This window comes from Streptomyces sp. NPDC002144 (assembly GCF_053593695.1).
Map to the genome: position 1 here is coordinate 224743 of NZ_JBSFDB010000001.1, position 21015 is coordinate 245757.

At 70.9% G+C, this 21015-nt stretch carries 19 protein-coding genes and 1 tRNA gene; 11 read left to right on the top strand and 9 right to left on the bottom strand.

Annotated features, from left to right (window positions below; translation table 11 throughout):
* Positions 1–58 precede the first annotated feature (58 nt).
* Positions 59–925: a spermidine synthase gene (locus ACWCQ1_RS01025; RefSeq protein ID WP_358593838.1), complete on the top strand. Its 867-nt coding sequence runs from the start codon at positions 59–61 to the stop codon at positions 923–925.
* Between the two features lie 151 nt (positions 926–1076).
* Here the strand turns inward: ACWCQ1_RS01025 and ACWCQ1_RS01030 are convergent, their stop codons facing one another.
* Positions 1077–1595 carry a hypothetical protein gene (locus ACWCQ1_RS01030; RefSeq protein WP_358593837.1) on the bottom strand — a complete coding sequence of 173 codons (519 nt, stop codon included), beginning with the start codon at positions 1593–1595 and terminating at the stop codon, positions 1077–1079.
* A 98-nt stretch (positions 1596–1693) separates the two neighbouring features.
* Between ACWCQ1_RS01030 and ACWCQ1_RS01035 the strand changes: the two genes are divergently transcribed.
* The 3 genes from ACWCQ1_RS01035 (at position 1694) to ACWCQ1_RS01045 (ending at position 5359) form a co-directional block, all read left to right on the top strand.
* Positions 1694–2398, top strand: a complete 705-nt coding sequence (locus tag ACWCQ1_RS01035) for a response regulator transcription factor (protein WP_133046408.1) — start codon at positions 1694–1696, stop codon at positions 2396–2398.
* Positions 2395–3801, top strand: a complete 1407-nt coding sequence (locus ACWCQ1_RS01040; protein ID WP_358593836.1) for a sensor histidine kinase — start codon at positions 2395–2397, stop codon at positions 3799–3801. The genes ACWCQ1_RS01035 and ACWCQ1_RS01040 overlap by 4 nt, the downstream gene beginning before the upstream one ends.
* Positions 3802–3910: 109 nt before the next feature.
* Positions 3911–5359: a glycoside hydrolase family 18 protein gene (locus tag ACWCQ1_RS01045; RefSeq protein ID WP_451025550.1), complete on the top strand. Its 1449-nt coding sequence runs from the start codon at positions 3911–3913 to the stop codon at positions 5357–5359.
* Between the two features lie 175 nt (positions 5360–5534).
* On the opposite strand, the gene ACWCQ1_RS01050 is transcribed toward ACWCQ1_RS01045, so the two are convergent.
* The 4 genes from ACWCQ1_RS01050 to ACWCQ1_RS01065 form a co-directional block, all read right to left on the bottom strand.
* On the bottom strand, positions 5535–6974 hold the full coding sequence (locus ACWCQ1_RS01050; protein WP_358593834.1) for a GH1 family beta-glucosidase: 1440 nt from the start codon (positions 6972–6974) through the stop codon (positions 5535–5537).
* A 111-nt stretch (positions 6975–7085) separates the two neighbouring features.
* Complete coding sequence (locus ACWCQ1_RS01055) at positions 7086–7979, bottom strand: carbohydrate ABC transporter permease (RefSeq protein ID WP_165954981.1); 894 nt, start codon at positions 7977–7979, stop codon at positions 7086–7088.
* Entirely contained in the window at positions 7976–9004 is a 1029-nt protein-coding gene (locus ACWCQ1_RS01060) for a carbohydrate ABC transporter permease (RefSeq protein ID WP_133046412.1), read from the bottom strand. Before ACWCQ1_RS01060 ends, ACWCQ1_RS01055 begins: the two co-directional genes overlap by 4 nt.
* Positions 9001–10326 carry an ABC transporter substrate-binding protein gene (locus ACWCQ1_RS01065; RefSeq protein WP_358593833.1) on the bottom strand — a complete coding sequence of 442 codons (1326 nt, stop codon included), beginning with the start codon at positions 10324–10326 and terminating at the stop codon, positions 9001–9003. Before ACWCQ1_RS01065 ends, ACWCQ1_RS01060 begins: the two co-directional genes overlap by 4 nt.
* Positions 10327–10668: 342 nt before the next feature.
* On the opposite strand from ACWCQ1_RS01065, the gene ACWCQ1_RS01070 reads away from it, so the two are divergent.
* The gene (locus tag ACWCQ1_RS01070) at positions 10669–11727 is read left to right on the top strand and encodes a LacI family DNA-binding transcriptional regulator (protein WP_133046414.1); all 1059 of its coding nucleotides are present in this window, start codon (positions 10669–10671) and stop codon (positions 11725–11727) included.
* Between the two features lie 16 nt (positions 11728–11743).
* Here the strand turns inward: ACWCQ1_RS01070 and ACWCQ1_RS01075 are convergent, their stop codons facing one another.
* A complete protein-coding gene (locus ACWCQ1_RS01075) occupies positions 11744–12265 on the bottom strand; it encodes a GNAT family N-acetyltransferase (protein WP_451025551.1) in 522 nt (173 codons plus the stop codon).
* An 8-nt stretch (positions 12266–12273) separates the two neighbouring features.
* The gene (locus ACWCQ1_RS01080; RefSeq protein ID WP_451025552.1) at positions 12274–12813 is read right to left on the bottom strand and encodes a hypothetical protein; all 540 of its coding nucleotides are present in this window, start codon (positions 12811–12813) and stop codon (positions 12274–12276) included.
* Positions 12814–13099: 286 nt separating this feature from the next.
* Here ACWCQ1_RS01080 and ACWCQ1_RS01085 point away from each other — a divergent pair, with 286 nt between their 5' ends.
* From ACWCQ1_RS01085 to ACWCQ1_RS01110, 6 genes are all read left to right on the top strand, one after another.
* The gene (locus tag ACWCQ1_RS01085) at positions 13100–15055 is read left to right on the top strand and encodes a potassium transporter Kup (protein ID WP_451025553.1); all 1956 of its coding nucleotides are present in this window, start codon (positions 13100–13102) and stop codon (positions 15053–15055) included.
* A gap of 236 nt (positions 15056–15291) precedes the next feature.
* Positions 15292–15696 carry a gas vesicle structural protein GvpA gene (locus ACWCQ1_RS01090; RefSeq protein ID WP_358593829.1) on the top strand — a complete coding sequence of 135 codons (405 nt, stop codon included), beginning with the start codon at positions 15292–15294 and terminating at the stop codon, positions 15694–15696.
* Positions 15693–16484, top strand: a complete 792-nt coding sequence (locus tag ACWCQ1_RS01095) for a GvpL/GvpF family gas vesicle protein (RefSeq protein ID WP_358593828.1) — start codon at positions 15693–15695, stop codon at positions 16482–16484. The genes ACWCQ1_RS01090 and ACWCQ1_RS01095 overlap by 4 nt, the downstream gene beginning before the upstream one ends.
* Positions 16485–16614: 130 nt before the next feature.
* Positions 16615–17268, top strand: a complete 654-nt coding sequence (locus ACWCQ1_RS01100) for a response regulator transcription factor (RefSeq protein WP_133040759.1) — start codon at positions 16615–16617, stop codon at positions 17266–17268.
* A complete protein-coding gene (locus tag ACWCQ1_RS01105; RefSeq protein ID WP_451025554.1) occupies positions 17259–18527 on the top strand; it encodes a sensor histidine kinase in 1269 nt (422 codons plus the stop codon). Before ACWCQ1_RS01100 ends, ACWCQ1_RS01105 begins: the two co-directional genes overlap by 10 nt.
* Positions 18528–18565: 38 nt before the next feature.
* On the top strand, positions 18566–19846 hold the full coding sequence (locus ACWCQ1_RS01110; protein WP_451025555.1) for a COG4705 family protein: 1281 nt from the start codon (positions 18566–18568) through the stop codon (positions 19844–19846).
* Between the two features lie 182 nt (positions 19847–20028).
* Here the strand turns inward: ACWCQ1_RS01110 and ACWCQ1_RS01115 are convergent, their stop codons facing one another.
* Together ACWCQ1_RS01115 and ACWCQ1_RS01120 are read right to left on the bottom strand one after the other, a co-directional pair.
* The gene (locus tag ACWCQ1_RS01115) at positions 20029–20757 is read right to left on the bottom strand and encodes a GAF and ANTAR domain-containing protein (RefSeq protein WP_451025556.1); all 729 of its coding nucleotides are present in this window, start codon (positions 20755–20757) and stop codon (positions 20029–20031) included.
* Between the two features lie 132 nt (positions 20758–20889).
* A tRNA-His gene (locus ACWCQ1_RS01120) sits at positions 20890–20962 on the bottom strand.
* Between the last annotated feature and the right edge of the window lie 53 nt (positions 20963–21015).

The window sequence follows — 21015 nt, forward strand, 5'->3', positions numbered from 1 at the left end:
GCGCCGGTGACCTGGGCCCGAGCGGGCAGGGCGTTGTGCGGCCGTCGATAATGGGGGCATGGGTAGGTCCAGGAACGGCCGGCGGGGCGGTGGTGTCGAAGCCGTCGTCGAGGCGGTCGACGGTGGGCTCGCCGAGCTGATACCCGACCGGGAGCGGGCGCGTGCCTGGACGCTGCTGATCGACGGGGCGCCGCAGTCGCACGTCGATCTGGACGACCCCGGCCACCTCTCCTTCGAGTACCAGCGCCGCCTCGGCCACGTCATCGACCTCGCCGCACCGCCCGGCCGCCCCGTGCACGCCGTGCACCTCGGCGGGGGCGCCCTCACCCTCGCCCGGTACGTCGCCGCCACCCGCCCCCGCTCCACCCAGCAGGTCGTCGAGCGCGACGCGGCCCTCGTCCAACTGGTGCGCCGGGAGCTGCCGTTGGACCCGAACGCCCGCATCCGGGTACGTGCCACGGATGCTCGCGAGGGGCTCGCCAAGGTCCTCGACGGCTGGGCCGACCTGGTCATCGCCGACGTCTTCAGCGGCGCCCGCACGCCCGCCCACTTGACGTCCACGGAGTTCCTCGACGAGGTCCGACGGGTCCTCAAACCGGGCGGTGTCTACGCCGCGAACCTCGCCGACGGACCGCCGCTGGCCCATCTGCGCGGCCAGATCGCCACCGCCGCCGTCCGCTTCGCCGAACTCGCCCTGGTCGCCGACCCGACCGTGCTGCGCGGCAAACGCTTCGGCAACGCCGTCCTGGTCGCCTCCGACACCTCGCTGCCGGTCGCCGAACTGATCCGCAGGGCCGCCTCCGACCCGCACCCCGGCCGCCTCGAACACGGCCGGGCGCTGCGGGACTTCACGGGCGGCGCGAGCCCGGTCACGGACGCCGCGGCGACCGCGTCACCCGCACCGCCGCCGTCGGTGTTCCGCTGAGCGCTCCGCTGGAAGTGCCGCGCTGTGCCGTCGGTCGTCCGCGGCGCCGTCGTGGCCGGTCGTGCACTTCCCGCGCCCCTTAGGAGGCACCACCGAACCGCTGCGGACTTCACCAGATCCGCTCAGCGCCGCGCGGGCCCCAGTGGGGGCCCTAGTAGTTGCCTACGTCCACGTGTGGCGGTCCGTCGTGCCAGGTGCAGATCACCGAGACCTTGTCGGTGCCCGAGGTGAACTCCACCCGGATCCAGGTGTCCGTCTTCCACGTCTGCATCGACCAGCCGGTGTCCGGGGTCGCCATCACGAGCGTCGCCGAGGTGGCACCGAGGTCGAACACCACCCGCCCGCCGTCGGTGTCGTAACTGCGCACCGTGCCGGACGTGGTCGGGGACGGCTTGGCGACGGGCGTCTTCGAGACGCTCGGCGTCGGCGTCGCGGACGGGCTGCTCCACCGCCCCCTCGAGGGTGAGGACGGCGAAGGAGACGGTCGGGGCGACGACGTGGCCAGCGGTTTCGCCTCCTGCGTGGTCGCGCCGGCCGCCCTGATCGGCAGGGCGCGGGGCGGGTCGTACGCCGTGCCCGCCATGACCGTGTGGACACCCCACCACGACAGCGTGACCGCCGCGCCCGTGGCGAGCGTCCAAGCCAGTACGTGTACGAGTCCTCTGCGCATCGCCGGTCATACTGCCTCACCCGCCCCACTGGCCGCACACGCTCGGAGTTATCCACAGGCCCGAGTGCGGCTCGCGCGCATGGCGTACGGTGCCGCGCATGGCAAGTGTGCTCGTGGTCGAGGACGACCAGTTCGTACGTTCGGCGCTGATCCGGCACCTGACCGATGCCGCGCACACCGTGCGCAGTGTGGGGACGGCGCTGGAGGCGCTGCGCGAGGTCGCCCATTTCCGCTTCGACGTGGTCATCCTCGACCTTGGCCTGCCCGACCTGGACGGGTCCGAGGCCCTGAAGATGCTGCGCGGGATCACCGACGTGCCGGTGATCATCGCCACCGCGCGGGACGACGAGACGGAGATCGTCCGCCTGCTGAACGCGGGCGCGGACGACTACCTGACCAAGCCGTTTTCGGTGGAGCACCTCTCGGCGCGGATGTCCGCGGTCCTGCGGCGCTCCCGCACCGCCCCGGGCGACGCGCCGCCCTCCACCGTCATCCGCGTCGGCGGCCTCACCGTCGACCCGCTGCGCCGCCAGGCCGAGTTGGACGGTGCGCGGCTGGACCTCACCCGGCGCGAGTTCGACCTGCTCGCCTTCCTGGCCGGCCGCCCCGGGGTCGTCGTCCCCCGCAAGGAACTGCTCGCCGAGGTATGGCAGCAGTCCTACGGCGACGACCAGACCATCGACGTCCATCTCTCCTGGCTGCGGAGGAAGTTGGGCGAGACGGCGGCGCGGCCCCGCTATCTGCACACCCTGCGCGGGGTCGGTGTGAAGCTGGAGCCGCCGGGTGGGGAGGCGCCGCGATGAGATGGGCACTGGTCAAGGTCTGTCTGGCGGTCACCGCCATGGTCGTGGTCGCCTTCGCGGTGCCGCTCGGGCTCGTCATCAAGGAGATGGCCCGCGACCGCGCGTTCTCCAACGCCGAGCGGCAGGCGGCCGCCGTCGCCCCGGCGCTGTCCATCACCACCGAGCGCGACCAGTTGGAGCGGGTCGTCGCCTCGGCCGGCTCCGACTCCGGGATGGCCGTGCACATACCGGCGGCCGGCGGTCAGGCGGCCGTGGACATCGGCAGGCGGCGCGCGGCCGACGAGGACATCGCGACCGTGCGCAGACTGGGGCGTGCCTCCACCACCGAGGTGCCGGGCGGCTCCACACTGCTCCAGCCGGTCGCGCTGAGCTCCGGCGCCATCGCGGTCGTGGAGGTGTACGTCCCCGAGTCCGAGGTCACCAACGGCGTCGGCACGGCCTGGGCGGTGCTCGCCGGGGTCGGCGTCGCGCTGATCGTGGGCTCGGTCGCGGTCGCGGACCGGCTGGGGGTGCGGATGGTGCAGCCGGCCCAGCGGCTGGTCGAGGGTGCGCACGAACTGGGGGAGGGGAAGCTCGGGGCGAGGGTGCCGGAGGAGGGGCCGAACGAACTGCGGCTGGCGGCGGTCGCGTTCAACTCCATGGCCGACCAGGTCGTACAACTGCTGGCGAACGAGAGGGAGTTGGCGGCCGACTTGTCCCACCGGCTGCGCACCCCGCTGACCGTGCTGCGGCTGAACGCGGCCTCGCTCGGGGACGGGCCGGCCGCCGAGCAGACCCGGGCCGCGGTCGCTCAGCTGGAGCGGGAGGTCGACACCATCATCCGCACCGCCCGGGACGCCAAGCCGCAGACCGCGGCCGCCGGGCCCGGCGCCGGGTGCGACGCGGCCGAGGTGGTGCGGGAGCGGATGGCGTTCTGGTCGGCGCTCGCCGAGGACGAGGGGCGCAAATGGCGGGTGGCCGGCGCCGACCGGCCGGTGCGGATACCGGTGGCCCGGACGGACCTCGCGGCGGCGCTGGACGCCCTGCTCGGCAATGTATTCCGGCATACCGCCGAGGGCACGGCCTTCGCCGTCGACCTGCACAACGGCGAGGACGCGGTGATCGTGCTCGTCTCCGACGCGGGGCCGGGCATATCCGACCCCGAGACGGCGATGGCGCGCGGCCGGGGGTCGGGCAGCGACGGCTCGACCGGGCTCGGGCTGGACATCGTGCGGCGGCTCGCGGAGTCGACCGGCGGCGATGTGCGGATCGGGTCGTCCGTGCTGGGCGGGACCGAGGTGCGGATCTGGATCCAGCTGGACGGGCGCGAGCGGACGCCGGGCGGGCGGGGGCACCGGTCGGTGCGACGGCGCCGGCAGCGGAAATTGGTCTCTACCTTTAACCGTCCCCGATCCCTTCCTTAAGCGCACCCTAAGATCCTCAAGCCCCGTCCGGATCAGGCGCTTTGCCCGTTTCCTGATCGCTAGCGTGCTGCCGCACCCCACCCCGTGAAGAGCGAAGGCAGGCACGCGCATGAGTACGCACCGGCGCAAGGTCAGTGGCAGGAACAAGGCGATCGGCTCAGCCGTCGCCGTGGCCGTGGTGGGCGGCGGAGCGCTCCTTCTCACCGGCACCGCTCAGGCGGCCGGAATCGGGGCCGCGTACACCAGGACCAGTGACTGGTCGACCGGTTACACCGCGCAGTACGTGGTGACGAACAACAGCGGCAGCACCGAGAAGACCTGGAAGCTGGAGTTCGACCTGCCGACGGGCGCCCGGCTCAGCTCCCTCTGGAACGCCGAGTCGAGCGTCAGCGGACAGCACGTCACCGTGACGCCCGCCAAGTGGGACACCGATGGTCTCGCGGCCGGCAAGTCGGTCACCGTCGGCTTCGTGGTCAACGGCAGCGGAGATCCGGACGGTTGCCGTATCGACGGAGCCTCCTGTTCCACGGACGGCGGCGCGACACCCGAGCCGAGCGGCCGCCCGACGCAGTCGCCGACCCCGACCCCGACACCGACCCCCACACAGCCGGCGACCCCCATCCCCACGCCGACCCCCACCCAGACCACCGGCACCGGCACCACCGCGAGCGCCGGATTCGCGCCCTACGTCGACACCTCCCTCTACCCCGCCTTCGACCTGCTCGCCAGCGCCAACGCGACCGGCGTGAAGAACTACAACCTGGCCTTCGTCACCGACGGCGGCGGCTGCACACCGAAGTGGGGCGGGGTCACGGACCTCGGCAGCGACGGTGTGGCCTCGCAGATCGGGGCGTTGCGCGCGAAGGGCGGTGACGTCCGGGTCTCCTTCGGCGGCGCCTCCGGCTCGGAGCTCGCGACGACGTGCTCCTCGGCGGACGCGCTGGCGGCGGCGTACGGCAAGGTCGTCGACGCGTACAAGCTGACCAAGGTCGACTTCGACGTGGAGGGCGGCGCGCTGCCCAACGCGACGGCCAACACCAACCGGGCGAAGGCGATAGCCAAGCTCGAGGCCCAACACCCCGGCCTGGACGTCTCCTTCACGCTCCCGGTCATGCCGGAGGGCCTCACCCAGGACGGCGTGAACCTGCTGTCCAACGCCAAGGCCAACGGGGTGCGGATCTCCGCCGTCAACATCATGGCGATGGACTACGGCGCCTCCTACAACGGCGACATGGGCACCTACGCCGAGCAGGCCGCCACCGCCACGCAGGCCCAGGTCAAGAGCGTGCTGGGGCTGTCCGACGCGGCCGCCTGGAAGACGGTCGCCGTCACCCCGATGATCGGTGTCAACGACGTCTCCTCCGAGGTCTTCAAGGTCGACGACGCCACCCAGCTGGTGAACTTCGCCAAGTCCAAGGGCCTGGGCTGGCTGTCCATGTGGTCGGCCACCCGCGACCAGAGCTGCGCCGGCGGCACCAAGCCCACCGCGGACGCCACCTGCAGCTCGATCGCCCAGGACAAGTTCGCCTTCTCGAAGGCGTTCGGCGCCTTCAACTGACCACCGCGGAACGGGGGCCCACGCGCCCCGGCCGGACTTCCCCCACAAGCCGGCCGGGGCGCGCACGCCCGCGTCAGCACCGGAGCCGTCCCCCACCATGGCGTGCTGTACCGATGCGCGGGACGCGGCACGCCCCCTCGACGCGCCGCGTCCCGTCCCCCGGTGCCCCCCGTGGTCAGTCGGACGTCGCCGGCGGCAGGGTGCCCGTCCGTGCCGCCTGGCCGTACCAGTGGGCGCTCGACTTCGGCGTACGGGCGAGGGAGGCGTAGTCGACGTACACCGCGCCGAAGCGCTTGTCGTAGCCGTAGGCCCACTCGAAGTTGTCCATCAGGGACCACAGGTAGTAGCCGCGCACGTCGGCGCCGTCGGTGATGGCGCGGCGCACCGCCGAGAGGTGGCCGTGGAGGTAGGCGATGCGCTCCGGGTCGTGCACGCGGCCGTCGGGGTCGGGCTTGTCGTCGTAGGCCGCGCCGTTCTCGGTGATGTACAGCGGCAGGCCGGGGGCCTCGCGGGTGTAGCGCATGATCAGCTCGTGCAGACCGGTCGGGTCGATCGTCCAGCCCATCTCCGTGCGCTCGCCCGGTGTCTGGTGGAAGGCGATGTCGTCCGCGCCCGGCCACGGGGAGTGCTCGCTCGCGCCGTGGCCGTCGGTGCGCGGGCCGTTCACCGGGCCCTCGCCGGCCGAGACCAGCGTCGGTGTGTAGTAGTTGAGGCCCAGCGCGTCCAGCGGCTGGTTGATGGTCTGCAGGTCGCCGTCGAGGACGTACGACCAGTCGGTGACCGACGAGGTCGCCGCGAACAGCGTCTCCGGGTACGCTCCGTGCAGCATCGGGCCGTGGAAGACACCGTTGGCCAGGTCGTCGATCTTCCGCACGGCCACCAGGTCCGCCGGGTTCTGCGGCGAAAGGGGCCTGACGACGGAGGAGTTGAGGCTGATGGCCACGGAGTTGCGGGCGGGCATGGTCGAGCGCAGCGCCAACGTGCCCAGGCCGTGGGCCAGGTTGAGGTGGTGCGCGGCGCGCAGCGTGGCCTCCGGCTCGGTGCGGCCGGGGGCGTGCACGCCGGAGCCGTAGCCCAGGAAGGCGCTGCACCAGGGCTCGTTGAGCGTGATCCACTGCTCCACCCGGTCGCCCAGCGCCTCGCCGACGATCTGCGCGTACTCGGCGAACCTGAACGCGGTGTCGCGCTCGGGCCAGCCGCCCGCGTCCTCCAGCTCCTGCGGCAGGTCCCAGTGGTAGAGGGTGACGGCCGGCTTGATGCCGTGCTCGAGCAGCTCGTCGACCAGCCGGCGGTAGAAGTCCAGGCCCACCTGCACGGCGGGCCCGCGCCCCGTGGGCTGCACCCGCGACCAGGAGATCGAGAAGCGGTAGGCGGAGAGGCCGAGGTCGGCCATCATCGCCACGTCCTCGCGGTAGCGGTGGTAGTGGTCGACAGCGATGTCACCGTGCTCACCGCCCACCGTCTTGCCGGGCGTGTGGCTGAAGGTGTCCCAGATCGAGGGCGTACGACCGTCCTCCCGCACCGCCCCCTCGATCTGGTAGGCGGAGGTCGCGGCGCCCCACAGGAAGCCGGGAGGAAAGGTCACCGGGGTCGCCGGGTGTGCGGACTCAGTCATGGAAGCGCTCCCATAAATGGTCGTGGAGACCGAAGAGTTGGAAGGAGTGGGGGCCGGGGCGGCGCTGACCCGGCCCCGAAGACGTGCGCCGGGGCGAACGGGGACCGGGCGTCAGCCCTTGATCGCGCCCTGCATGATGCCGCCCACGATCTGCTTGCCGAACAGGATGAACGCGATCAGCAGCGGCAGTGTGCCCAGCAGCGCGCCCGCCATGATCACGGCCTGGTCGGGGACGTAGCCGGTGCCGAGCGAGTTCAGGGCGACCTGCACGGTCGGGTTCTGCTGGTTCAGGGCGATGATCGGCCACAGGAAGTCGTTCCAGGCGAACACGAAGGTCAGCAGGCCGAGCACGGCCATCGCCGGCCGCGCCGCCGGGAACACCACGTGCCACACGACCCGGAGGCTGCTCGCGCCGTCCACTCTCGCGGCCTCGATCAGCTCGGTCGGCAGCGCCTGCACCAGGTACTGGCGCATGAAGAACGTACCGAACGCGGTCACGAGGGTCGGCAGGATGACGGTCTGCAGCTGGTTCGACCAGCCCAGGTCGCTCATCCACAGATACAGCGGTACGACGGCCAGCTGCGGCGGGATCATCATGGTGCCGATGGTCAGCAGCAGCAGCACGCTGGAGAACCTGAACCGCAGCTTGGCGAAGGCGAACCCGGCGAGCGTGGAGAACAGCACCGTCGCGACGGTGATCGTCCCGGCGACGACCGTGCTGTTGAACATCGCGGTGCCGAGCCCCGCCTGGTCCCAGGCCGCCTGCATGTTCTTGAACAGGTTCCCGCCGAACCACAGCGGCGGCGGCGTCTCGGCCAGCCTGCGGTCGGTGCGCGAGGCCGCGATGGCCGTCCACACCAGGGGCGCCAGCGAGACCAGGGCGAAGACCGTCAGGACGATGTAGGTCACCGGGCCCGCGTGCAGCTGCTTGCCCGCCCCCATCACCCGGCGCGGACGGCGCGGCTCCTTACGGACCTGAGGCAAGGTCAGTTCACTGGTGGTCATAGGGACTTCCTCAGGCGTCGGGTGAGCAGCATGTTGACCGCGGCGATGACCACCAGGATGAGGAACATCGACCAGGCGATCGCGGACGCCTTGCCCAGGTTGCCGATGATCCAGCCCTGGTCGTACATGTACAGACCCAGGGTCTGGTACTGGTGCTCGGAGCCGCCCTTGGACCCGCTGACCCCGCCGAACAGCAGGGGCTCACCGAACAGCTGGGTCGCGCCGATGGTGGACACCACGACGGTGAACAGGATCGTGGGCCGCAACTGCGGGATCGTCACGTGCCGGAACTGCTGCCAGCGGTTGGCGCCGTCCAGCGAGGCCGACTCGTACAGGTCCGTCGGGATGGCCTGCATCGCCGCCAGATAGATCAGCGCGTTGTAGCCGGTCCACCGCCAGATCACGATCGAGGACACCGCGAACTGCGAACCCCAGTCGGACTCACGCCAGTTGATCGGATCGACCCCGACGAAGTGCAGCAGCCAGTTGATCATGCCGCCGTCCCAGGAGTACAGCAGCGTGAAGACCAGCGTCGCCGCCGCCACCGAGGTGGCGTACGGGGTCAGCATCACGACCCGCCAGATCGTCGAGCCGCGCAGCCGGTAGTTGAGCAGATGCGCCAGGCCGATCGCGGCCATCAGCTGCGGCACGGTCGAGATCAGACCGATGGTGAAGGTGTTCTTCAGGGCGTTCCAGAAGAAGTCCGAGGACAACAGGTTCTTGTAGTTGTCCAGACCCGCCCAGGTCTGGGTGTCCAGCGAGGACAACTGCACGTTGTGCAGCGAGTACCAGGCGGTGTACAGCAGCGGGACCAGGGAGAAGGCCCCGAAGATGACGAAGAAGGGGGCGATGAACGCGTACGGGGACGCCTTCATGTCCCAGCGGTACAGCCGGCTGCGCCACGAGTCGGGACCCGCAGGCGGCGTACCGCGACCCTGAGCGCCCCGGGCCGCGCCCGGCGGGGTGCCGGGCGCGGCCTCGGCGCTCGACGCGGGATGCGCGAGAGCCTGCTTGGAGCTGGTCACTGGCCGAGCACGTCCTTGATCTCGTTCTCGGCCGCCTTCCAGCCCTGGTCGGGCGTCTTGCCCTTCTGCTCGACCTGGAGGATGCCGACGTCGGTGATCGCGGTGTTGATCGGCTGGTCCTTGATGCCGAAGTACTGCGACGGGATCGTCTTCGCCGAGTCCGCGAAGATCTGCGTGATCGGCGCGTTGGAGAAGTACGCCGTGGTGTCCGCGGCCGGCTTCAGGCTCGTGTACGCCGACGGGGTCGACGGGAAGCTGGCCTGCTTGGCGAAGACCTTGGCCTGCTGCTCGGGCGCGGTCAGCCACTTGGCCAGGGCGATGGCCTCCTTCTGGTGCTTGCCCGCCGTCGGCACGCCGAGGAAGGAGCCGCCCCAGTTGGACGCGGTCGGGGCCGCCGCCACGTCCCAGTTGCCCTTGCCGGAGTCACCGGACTTCTGCTCGATGTAGCCGATCATCCAGGCCGGGCAGGCCACGGTGGCGAAGGAGGCGTTGGCGTAGCCCTGGTCCCACGGCTTGTCGAACTGCTTCAGCTTCGCCGACATGTTGCTGGTAGCCACCGTCATCGCGACGTTCCAGGCCTTCTTCACGCCGTCGGAGGTGTCCCAGATGACCTTGTCGCTGCCCTTGTCGTAGTAGCGCTCGCTCGCGCCGCCGAGGGCCGCGTTGTAGACGGAGGAGGCCGAGTCCACGAACTTGGTGCCCTTGGGCGCCTTCTTCATGTACTGCTTGCCGACGTCCACGTACTTCGCCCAGTCGCCCTTCCACATGGAGGCGAGCTGGGTGCGGTCGGTGGGCAGACCGGCCTTCTGGAAGAGGTCCTTGCGGTAGCAGATCGCCATCGGGCCGATGTCGGTGCCGAGGCCGATCAGCTTGCCGTCCTTGGTGGTGGCCTGGGCGTTCTTCCAGTCCAGCCACTGGGATTTGTCGACGTCCTTGCCCAGGTCGACGAACTTCGACGCCTGCGTCTGCACGGCCTCGGTGATGTTGCCGACCTCGATCGCCTGGATGTCGTCGGTGCCGGAGCCGGCCTGGAGGCGGGTGAGGACCTTGGGCCAGTAGACGTCGGTGCGGGTGGTGACGTTCTCCTTGATGCTGATGTCCGGGTGGAGCTTCATGTACTCGTCGTACAGGCCGGCCTGCTTGTAGCCGAACACACCGAAGGTGCCGATGGTCAGCGTGGTCTTGCCCTTGGCGTTGCCGCCGCTGTCGTTCGACGAGCCGTTGTCCGAGTCCTTGGAGCAGCCGGCCAGCAGGCCCGTGGCCAGCGCGGCGACGGCCGCGAGGGCCATCAGCCTGCGGGACCGTCGGGTACTCGTGCCCATGTTGCGTCCTCCTGTTGCCTGACGTGCCGACCCCCCGGCCAACTGCATTGGTTGGGCCCGTTCGTGCTCGCTGCGGCTCGGGCGGGGAACGTGCGGGATGTGTATGTGTCAGGTACTGTGGGAGCGCTCCCACAAGTGATGTGTTGAAGGTTCGCGGGTCGGGGCGGGGGTGTCAAGGGAGCGGACACGGAGTTATGCGTTCAGTTATCGGGACGTTAAGTGGAATCGCGAGGTCCGTGACCTGGGTCCCCAGGCGTGCCGCCGGGGCGCCCGGGGACGGTCGCCACTGCTCACGGGGCTGTTAGATTCCAGGCCAACGTAGGTCCATGGGAGGCGGAGCCAATGGCAACAGGCCACGGAGCGCGGAGCCGGAGCGGGGGCCGGCCCACCCTCGAGGAGGTCGCCGCGCGGGCCGGTGTCGGCCGCGGCACGGTCTCCCGCGTGATCAACGGCTCGCCCCGCGTCAGCGACGCCACCCGCGCGGCCGTGGAGGCGGCGGTCGCCGAACTCGGCTACGTCCCCAACACCGCGGCCCGCGCCCTCGCCGCCAACCGCACGGACGCGATCGCGCTGGTCGTCCCCGAGCCGGAGACCCGGTTCTTCTCGGAGCCGTACTTCTCCGACATGCTCAAGGGCGTCGGCGCCGAACTCTCCGAGACCGAGATGCAGTTGCTCCTGATCTTCGCGGGCAACGACCGCGAGCGCAGGCGCCTGGCCCAGTACCTGGCCGCCCACCGCGTGGACGGCGTCCTGCTGGTCTCCGTGCACGCCGACGACCCCCTGCCCGACCTGCTGGCCCAGCTGGAGATCCCGGCCGTGATCAGCGGCCCCCGCTCGGCCGCGGAGACCCTCACCTCGGTCGACTCCGACAACTACGGCGGCGGCCGCTCGGCCGCCGAGCACCTGCTGGCCGGGGGCCGCAGCAGGATCGCCCACATCACCGGCCGCCTCGACGTCTACGGCGCCCAGCGCCGCGTCGACGGCTACCGCGACGCCCTGCGCGACGCCGGCCACCAGGTGGACGAGCGCCTGATCGAGGCCGGCGACTTCACCGAGGAGGGCGGCCACCGGGCGATGACCGAGCTGCTCGCCCGCTGCCCCGACCTGGACGCGGTCTTCGCCGGCTCCGACGTCATGGCGGCGGGCGCCCGCCAGGTGCTGCGCGAGAAGGGCCGCCGCATCCCCGACGACGTGGCCCTGGTCGGCTACGACGACTCTGCCATCGCCCGCCACATGGACCCGCCCCTCACCAGCGTCCGCCAGCCCATCGAGGAGATGGGCCGCCGCATGATCGACCTCCTTCTGGAGGAGATCGCCGACCGCCGCCCGGCGGTGTCACGGGGGCTGGAGCGCCGGCAGGTGGTCCTGGCGACGGAACTGGTCACGCGGGCGTCTTCCTAGACGGCTTGTCACCCCGTCAACCGGGCAGCTCCAGCCGCCACCTCCGCTCGCCGTCCTGCTCCACCTCCGTCGGCTCGAGCCCGGCGGCCCGGGCGACCGCCTCCGAGGTCCGGTGTTCGGGACGGACGTGGGCGATCACCGTCCGCACACAGCTCTTCCCCGCGAGCAGGGACACGAGCCCACGGGCGGCCTCGGAGGCCAGGCCCCGCCCCTGCCACGGCGTCCCGACCACCCAGGCGACCTCCGCGACGGACCCCACGACCGTGGCCTGCACGGTTCCCACCAGCCGGGCCTCCTCCCGCAGCCGCAGCACCCAGTTGCACCAGGACACGGCCGGGTCGGGACACCCGGCGACCAGGCGTTCGTAGCGGGCGCGGAGGGCGTCGGGGGAGGCGGGGGTGCCGCCGATGAAGACGTGCAGCGCCGGGTCGGACAGTACGGCGGCCATCTCGGCGGCGTGTTCCACGGCGAGGGGGACGGCGTCCAGGCGTGCGGTGCGGAAGAACTCGGCCCGTAGGCGCGGGGGTTGTTCGGTCATGGTGGGAGTCAGCGGGGCGTCTTGGCGTAGATGTACGGCGCGGCGACACCCGCGCTGTGGTGGTCGGCGGCGCGGAGGGCGACGGTGAGACGCTCGCGCGGCTTCAGCGCGAGTTCGGCGGTGGCGTGGAGGGCGCCGAGGGCGAGTTCCTCGCCGCAGCCGACCGCCGCGTATCCGTCGGCGGGTTCGCCGACCTGGTAGTCGCTGTCCAGGACGAAGAGCCTGCCGTGCACGCCGACGAGGAAGGTGCCGGCCTGTTCCTGCTCGGAGTCCTTGCGTGCCCAGCCGCCGTCCTTGAGGCAAGCGCGGACGGCGTTGACGAAGGTGGTGGCCATGAAGCGGTCGAGGTCGCCCTCCGGGTGCGGGGCCTCGAAGGCGTGGTGGAGCAGCTGGCCCATGCGGAAGGAGGTGGTGAAGCCCAACGCGTAGGGGCCGTTGGTGAACACCTTGGGGTCGCGGCGGATGGTGAGCCGGTGGCCGTCGCTGCCGGCGGAATCGCCGGCCAGATGGACGCGTTTGCGGTGGACCAGGCCGACGATGACGGTCAAGTCAGCACCTCCGAGGGCGGGTTGAGACGCACGGCCGTAACGAGATCGTTCTGCCCGCAGCCCGGGCGGAGCTACCGCTTCCGCACGTGCACGAGTGCCCGGGCAGCAGCGCCGATACGACCGACCCGGCCCCGGAGGCCGCCGCCTACCGCCGGCCGCACAGCCCGTAACGCCTCCAGGCGTACGGCAGCGCCCCCCTCCGGCGGCGACCCATCCGGTGCATCGGTAATGTCCGCACTGATGCACGAGGCCCGCGGCACGGCGGACCGCCCGGAGGAGCACCAGCATGGCCGACAGCCAGCAGGAGACCGTGTCTGCGCGGCCCCCGGAGGCGCGCGGACAGCTCGCGCACGACTCGGTGCGTCTGGCGGTCGTGGTCGGCGCGCTCGGCGTGGTCTTCGGCGACATCGGGACCAGCCCGATCTACACCCTCCAGACCGTGTTCAACCCGGGCGACCCGCACCCCGTCCCGGTGTCCACGCAGAACGTGTACGGCGTGGTGTCACTGGTGTTCTGGTCGGTGATGATCGTCGTGACGGTGACGTACGTGCTGCTGGCGATGCGCGCCGACAACGAGGGCGAGGGCGGCATCATGGCCCTCATCACCCTGTTGCGGAGGTGGACTTCGCAGCGGGGCAGGCGGGCCGCGGCGGTCCTGGCCGCGCTGGGCATCTTCGGGGCGTCGCTGTTCTTCGGCGACAGCATGATCACGCCCGCCATCTCGGTGCTGTCCGCCGTCGAGGGGCTCAAGGTCGTCGAGCCGTCGCTGGACAGCGCGGTCGTGCCGATCACCGCGGTGATCATCGTGATCCTGTTCCTGGTGCAGCGCCGGGGCACCGCGGCGGTGGGCCGGGTGTTCGGGCCGGTCATGATCGCCTGGTTCACGGCGATCGGCGCGTGCGGCGTCAAGGGCATCACCGAGCACCCGGGCATCCTCAGGGCCCTGTCACCGACGTACGCCCTGGGCTTCCTGTTCGGCCACTTCGGCACCGCCTTCTTCGCCCTCGCGGCGGTCGTGCTCGCGGTCACCGGCGCCGAGGCGCTGTATGCCGACATGGGGCACTTCGGCCGCCGGTCCATCACCCGGGCCTGGCTCTTCCTCGTCTTCCCGGCCTGCATCCTGAGCTACCTCGGACAGGGCGCGCTCATCCTCGAGAACCCGAAGAACATCAGCAGCCCCTTCTTCCTCCTCGTGCCCGACTGGGGGCGGTGGCCGATGATCCTCCTGGCCACCGCGGCCACGGTGATCGCCTCCCAGGCGGTGATCACCGGCGCGTACTCGGTCACCTCCCAGGCGGCTCAGCTCGGCTACCTGCCGCGGCTGCGGATCGCGCACACCTCCGAGTCGACCGTGGGCCAGATCTACGTGCCCTGGGTCAACTGGCTGCTGATGGTCTCGGTCCTCACCCTGGTCTTCGCCTTCCGCAGCTCCGCGGCGCTGGCCTTCGCGTTCGGCATGGCGGTCACCGGCACCATCACCATCACCACCCTGCTGTTCTTCTACGTCGCCCGCGCCAAGTGGGGCACACCCCGGTGGCTCATCGCCATCGGCGCGACCGTGCTGCTCTTCGTGGACCTGCTGTTCGTGGCGGCCAACCTGACCAAACTGGTGCACGGCGCGTGGCTGCCGCTGCTGATCGGCCTGACCGTGTTCACGGTCATGACGACCTGGCAGCGCGGCCGCAGCATCGTCACGGAGGAACGGGCCCGGCACGAGGGCCCGTTGCCCGAGTTCATCGAGGACCTGCGGACCGGGCGGACGTCGACACGCGTGGTCCCCGGCACGGCCGTCTTCCTCAACCGGGGCAAGGAGACCGCGCCGCTCGCGATGCGGGCCAACGTCGAGCACAACCACGTACGGCACGAGCAGATCGTGATCCTGTCCATCGAGACCGAGCCCGTGCCCCGCGTCCCGGCCGACGAGCGCCTCGTCGTGGACAGCCTCGGCTTCGGCGACGACGGCATCGTGCATGTCACGGCCCGGTACGGCTACATGGAGACCCCGGACGTGCCCGCCACCCTGGCCGTGCTCGAACCGGCCGACACCGAAGGGCCGTTGGACCTCGAGCGGGCGTCCTACTTCCTGTCGAAGATCGAGCTGCGCCGCGGCAAGGCACCGACGATGGCCCCGTGGCGCAAGCGCCTGTTCATCGCGACGTCCTACATCACGGCCGACGCCGCCGAGTACTTCGGCCTGCCCGGCGACCGTACGGTCATCATGGGCTCCCACATCGAAGTCTGACCGTGGCCCCTGCCCGGCCGCGTCACCGCCGCCCGGCCCGGTGATCTCGCTCGCACAGGTGTTTGGCCTTGAGGGTCGTGGGCTACCCGCACCGGAAAGCCCGCGCACGGCCGGCAGCCCGCGGTGACCTGTGGGAATGCTCCACGGAGCTTCTCCCGTATCGGGAAACCGGAGCGCGGACTCGGCGAGGCAGTGCGCGGGGTGGGATCCCATGGACGGCAAAGGGGCTGGTTGCGATGAGCGTGACAACGCAGCAGGGCGGCGGCGGAGGTTCCAGTGGCCTCTACGACGTGCTGGAGCTGATTCTCGACCGGGGGCTGGTGATCGACGCGTTCGTGCGGGTCTCCCTGGTCGGCATCGAGATACTCAAGATCGACATCCGGGTCGTGGTGGCGAGCGTGGACACGTATCTGCGCTTCGCCGAGGCGTGCAACCGACTCGACCTGGAAGCGGGCCCCCGCAAGCCGGCCGGCCTGACCGAACTCACCGGCCAGCTCACCGAATCCGGTGCCCGAGGCAAGACCAAGGGCGCGCTGTCCGGGGCCGCCGAGACGATCTCACAGGCCTTCCAGCAGGCCCGTGACGAGGGACGCCAGAAGCAGGCAAACCGTTCCGCGAGCCAGAGGGAGGACGAGCGATGAGCACCTACGTCTACGGAATCACCCACGCCTCACACGCCTCGCTCACTTCGCTCCTCAAGGACGTGGACGGCGTGGGTGACCCACCGCGACCGGTGCGCGTGCTGCGCCAGGGCGAGCTGGCGGCGGTCGTCAGCGACGCCCCCGAGGAACTCCGGCCCAAGCGGCGTGACCTCCTCGCCCACCAGCGCGTGCTGGACGCGGCCGGGGAGGACGGCGTGGTCCTGCCGATACGCTTCGCCAGCGTCTCGCCCGACGACGAGACGGTGACCGGCGTGCTGGCCGAGCGTGCGGATCATCTGCTGGAGCGACTGCGGGCGCTGGACGGCAAAGCGGAGTACAACCTCAAGGCCAACCACGACGAAGAGGCCGTGCTGCAGCTGGTGGTGGCGGACAACGACGAGATCCGCTCCCTGGCACGAGCGAACCAGCAGGCCGGCGGGGGCTCGCAGGAGGACAGGATCCGGCTCGGGGAGATGATCGCGGCCGCGCGCCAGGCCCGCGAAGCAGCCGATGCCGACATGCTCCAGCGGGAACTGGGCCCCGCGGCCGAGGCGGTCAGCGCCGCACCGTCGAGCACCGGCTGGCTGGCCAACCTCTCCTTCCTCATCGACCGCGACTCGGCGGCACGGTTTCTGGAGGCGGTCGACCGGCTCCGCCGGCAGCACCCCCATCTGGAGCTCCGCGTCAACGGTCCGCTGCCGCCGTACAGCTTCGTCGACGACGCCTCCCCGCACGCCGAGGACACCGCCCAGGCACTCGAAGGCGCAGCCGATCAGACGAACGGATGAGCCGCGCCTCTCCACGACCGCGGCAGCAGCCCCCACCCGGCAGCTGGTCAGTCCTGCCGCTCGCACCCGAGCGGCAGGCTGCTGATCAGGGCAGATGGAGAACCGGGACGCGAGTATCTAGGGTCTGCCCGTGGCTTTCATCCTGGTGTGCGAAGACGACGCGGCGGTCCGCGGCATCCTCAGGCGCGCCCTGGAGCACGACGGCCACACCGTCTCCGTCGCCGCCACGGCCGACAGCCTGCTGCGACAGCTCGCACCGGCGCCCCATCTGATCGTCCTCGATCTCGGGCTGCCGGACGCCGACGGCCGCGACGTCTGCCTGGCGCTGCGGGCCCGCGGCGTCGACGCGCCGGTGTTGATGCTCACGGCCCTGGACGGTCTGCAGCACAAGGTGGGCGGCTTCGAGGCCGGCGCCGACGACTACATGACCAAGCCCTTCGACATCCCGGAACTGCTGGTGCGCGTGCGCGCGCTGCTGCGCCGGGCCACCGTGGTGGCCGCACCGCACGAGGTGGTCCTCGATCCGGCGAAGCATGTGGTGACCTGCGACGCGGTGACCATGAGCCTGACCCCGACCGAGTTCCGGCTCCTGGGCCGCCTGATCGCCTCGCAGGGAGAGGCGGTACGCCGCCACGCCCTCGTCGCCGCCGGCTGGCCGCACGGAGCGCAGGTCAGCGACAACACCCTCGACTCCTTCGTGCGCCGGCTGCGGACCAAGCTCGGTCCGCTCGGTGTGGCCGAACGTCTGGCGACCGTCCGCGGTGTGGGCTACCGATGGCAGTGACGGGCTTCCGCAGCAGGGTCGTCGCGCTCACCGTGCTGATCGCCACCGCCGTGGTCGCGATCCTGGTCGTGGTCTCGCACGTGCTGCTGAGCCGGGTGACGGACGCCGACGCCCGCGACCTGGCCCACGCCCGCGCCGAGGCGGTCGCCGGGAACGTCACCGCCGAGGGCGGCCGGGTCGTGCTCACGGAGAACGGCAGCGAGGCGCTGGACGAGGTCGCCTGGGTGTACGCCGACGGCCGTCTGGTCGACGGGGACGTGCCGCCGAGCGTGGTCGATCGCGTCGAGGCGCTGGCGGACTCGGGGCGATCGCGGACCGAGTCGGTCGGCGACTACCTTCTGTACGCGCGTCGGGTCCCCGTCGACGGCCACCGCGTCATGGTGATCGTCCGGGTCGACCTCACGCCCTACGAGACGTCCGAGCAGCGCAGTCTGACCTTGTCATTGATTCTGGGCGGCCTCACCATCCTCCTCGCCGGCGGTGTCGCGCACCTCGTGGTGCACCGCGCGCTGCGGGTCGTGCACGAGATGGCCGCCCTCGCCGACGAATGGGGCCATCACGAGCCCGGGCGCCGTTTCGACCTCGGGGTGCCCCGCGACGAGTTCGGGGAACTGGGACAGACCCTGGACCGCCTCCTGGAGCGCGTCGACAACGCGCTGGCGGACGAGCGCCGGCTCACCGACGAGATCGCCCACGAGCTGCGGACCCCGCTCACGGTCCTGCGGGGCGAGGCGCAACTGGCACAGCTGTCCGGCGAGCCGGTGCCGCCCAAGGCGGTCCTGAGCGAGGTCGACCGCCTCGACACGGCGATCACGACGATTCTGCGCGCCGCGCGCGCTCGGACGGACGACGGGACCCGGTGTGATCTGCGCACCGCCGCGCGGCAGGCGATCGGCTCCCGCTCGGTCGAGGTCGCCTTTCCCGCGAAGGTCGAGGTGGCCGTGGCGCCCGACGTCGCGGTGTCACTGCTGTCCCCCCTGCTGGAGAACGGCCTGCGGCACGCACGGTCGCGGGTGTGGATCACCGCGCGCAGCGAGGGCGAGGCGATCGTGGTCGATGTCCTGGACGACGGCCCCGGGTTCGATCCCGCCGACGTGGAACGGGTCTTCGAGGCGGGGGTGACCGGCGGCGACGGATACGGGCTGGGGCTGCCGGTGGTCCGGCGCGTCGCCGCCTCGGCCGGTGTGGAGGTCCGGGCGATCGCGGACGGCCGCGGCCACGTCGAGGTGACGTTCCCGGCGGCGCGTGCGGTCACGTAGTCAGGTTGCTTGCAGGTTCCCCGCGTAAACCTCCGTGCATGACAACGACAACGGAAGCACGCACGCGCAGCGGGCGCCTCATGCTCAACAAGGTCCCCGAGGTCACCGTCTGGTTCTGGGTGATCAAGATCCTGTGCACCACGGTGGGCGAGAGCTTCGCCGACTGGATCAACATGAAGCTGGGCGTCGGCCTGGTGAACACGGCCTGGATCTTCACCGCGGTGTTCGTGGTCGTCCTGGCCGTGCAGTTGCGGCTTAAGCGGTACGTCCCGTTCCCGTACTGGCTGACCGTGGTCGTCGTCAGTGTCACGGGCACCCTGTACACCGACATCCTCACCGACCAGCTCAACGTGCCGCTGTGGATCAGTTCGGCGGTGTTCTCCGTGCTGCTCGCCGTGGTCTTCGGCACCTGGTGGCTGCGCGAGCGCACGCTGTCCATCCACTCGGTCACCACGCTGCCGCGGGAGTCGTTCTACTGGCTCGCCGTTCTCGTCACCTTCGCCCTCGGCACCGCGACCGGCGACTGGACGCTGGAACTGACCGGCTGGAGCCCGGGCGCCTCGGTGCTGCTGCCGCTGGGTCTCATCGCGGCGATCACGGCCCTGTGGCGGTTCGGCGCGAACCCGGTGCTGTCCTTCTGGCTCGCCTACATCCTGACCCGCCCGCTGGGCGCCAACATCGGTGACTGGCTGGCCTCCCCGAAGATCGCTCAGCCGGGCGAGCCGACCGGTCTCGACCTGGGCACGTTCACCACCAGCCTGATCTTCCTCGGCCTCATCCTGGCGACGGTCGTCTACCTCACGGTGACGCGCTCGGACGTGACCGAGACCTACGAGGCCGCCCATGCGGCCCACGCCGCCCAGACCACCGGCGACCCGCGCAGGGAGCGCGTCGGGCTGGCCGGCTTCGCACTGCTCGCCGTCGCCACCGCGGGCCTGCTGGTCTGGGCCCACAGCCAGCCGCACGTCGGCCCGGCGCCGGAGGAGGACAACACCTCCGCCGTCCAGATGGCTCCCGGCGAGGCCGTGAAGAAGTTCCCGCCCGCCAAGGTCACCGCGCTGAAGGCCCTCGCCTCCACCTCGCTCAAGGACGCCCGCTCGGGGGACGCGAAGGGAGCGCACGCGGCCGCCCAGTCGCTGCGTGACCTGTGGGACGCCGACCAGGCCTCGCTGCAGCCGCTGGACCAGACCGGCTGGACCTCCATCGACGCCCAGATGGACAAGATGCTCAAGACCTTCGGCATCGACCACTCCAACCCGCCGATGCCGCCCGCCCAGCAGGAAAAGGAACTGTCCACCCTCCTGACGGACATGGGCTGACCGACCGCACAGCGTTCGGGCGACGGGGCGCGTGCGCCAGGCGGCACCCGGCCGGGGGTGTCGGGGTGTTCGCGGAGGGGACTTGGTGTGCAGGCCGGTTCGGCGGCGTTTCCCCTGGGGGCCGGGCCGGCTCAGGCCCCTCCGGTTCAGCCAGGAGCCGGGGGAGCCGGCTAACGGCCGGGTCAGGACAGGCTGCCCTGTTCGCAGACGCGGCGGGCCACCTCGCGGAGTTTGACGTTGTTCTCCTGGGAGTAGCGGCGCAGCACGTCGAAGGATTCGTGCTCGGTGAGGTGATGTGTGCCCATGAGGATGCCCATGGCCTCCCCGATGATGTGGCGGGTGGCGACGGCCTGCTCCATCTGGGCGTGGGTGCGGGCGCTGGAGAAGGCGACGGCCGCGTGGGAGGCCAGCAGCCAGCCGGCGGTCTCGCTGTCCGGATTGAAGGCGCCGGGCTTGCGGGAGTAGAGGTTCAGCGCGCCGAGGTCCTCGTCGTCGGTGAACAGCAGGAAGCCCATCATGCTGCCCACCCCCAGGAGATGGGCCCGGGGGGCGTAGGCGGGCCAGCGCTGGTGTTCGGCGGTGAGGTCGGCGATGCGGAAGACGCGGTCGCCCTGCGAGCTGCGGGCGGCGTCGAAGCAGGGCCCTTCCCCCATCTGCTGCTGAAGGGCGTCGCTGTCGGTGACGAAAGGGTCGATGGGAGCGAGGGTCTCCACCTGCGTGCCGTGCACGACGAGCAGGCCGGCCGCGTCGCAGCCCTCGACCAGCTCGGTGGCAGAGGCCGTGATCCGCTCCAGCGTCGCGGTGACCGAGTCCTGGGCCAGCAGGTCCCGTGCCATCGCCGCCATCTGCTGTGCGAACCGTGCCCAGTCCACTGTGCCCTCCGTCACCCGCCCGGCCTGGACAAACCTCATACCCAGCTTTTCACGCGGCCTTCACCACGCAAGAGGGAGCCGCTCCGCGCGGCGGGCACCGTGCCGACTCGGCAGCCGTGACAAAAAGGCCCTTGGCCCGCGTTTCCGCGGGCCAAGGGCCTTTCTCGTAAGGGTGAGTGACGGGACTCGAACCCGCGACATCCTGGACCACAACCAGGTGCTCTACCAGCTGAGCTACACCCACCACGACCAGCGGTTGAAGTCTGTGGTTTCCCCGACCGGCCGAGAAAAAGTGTA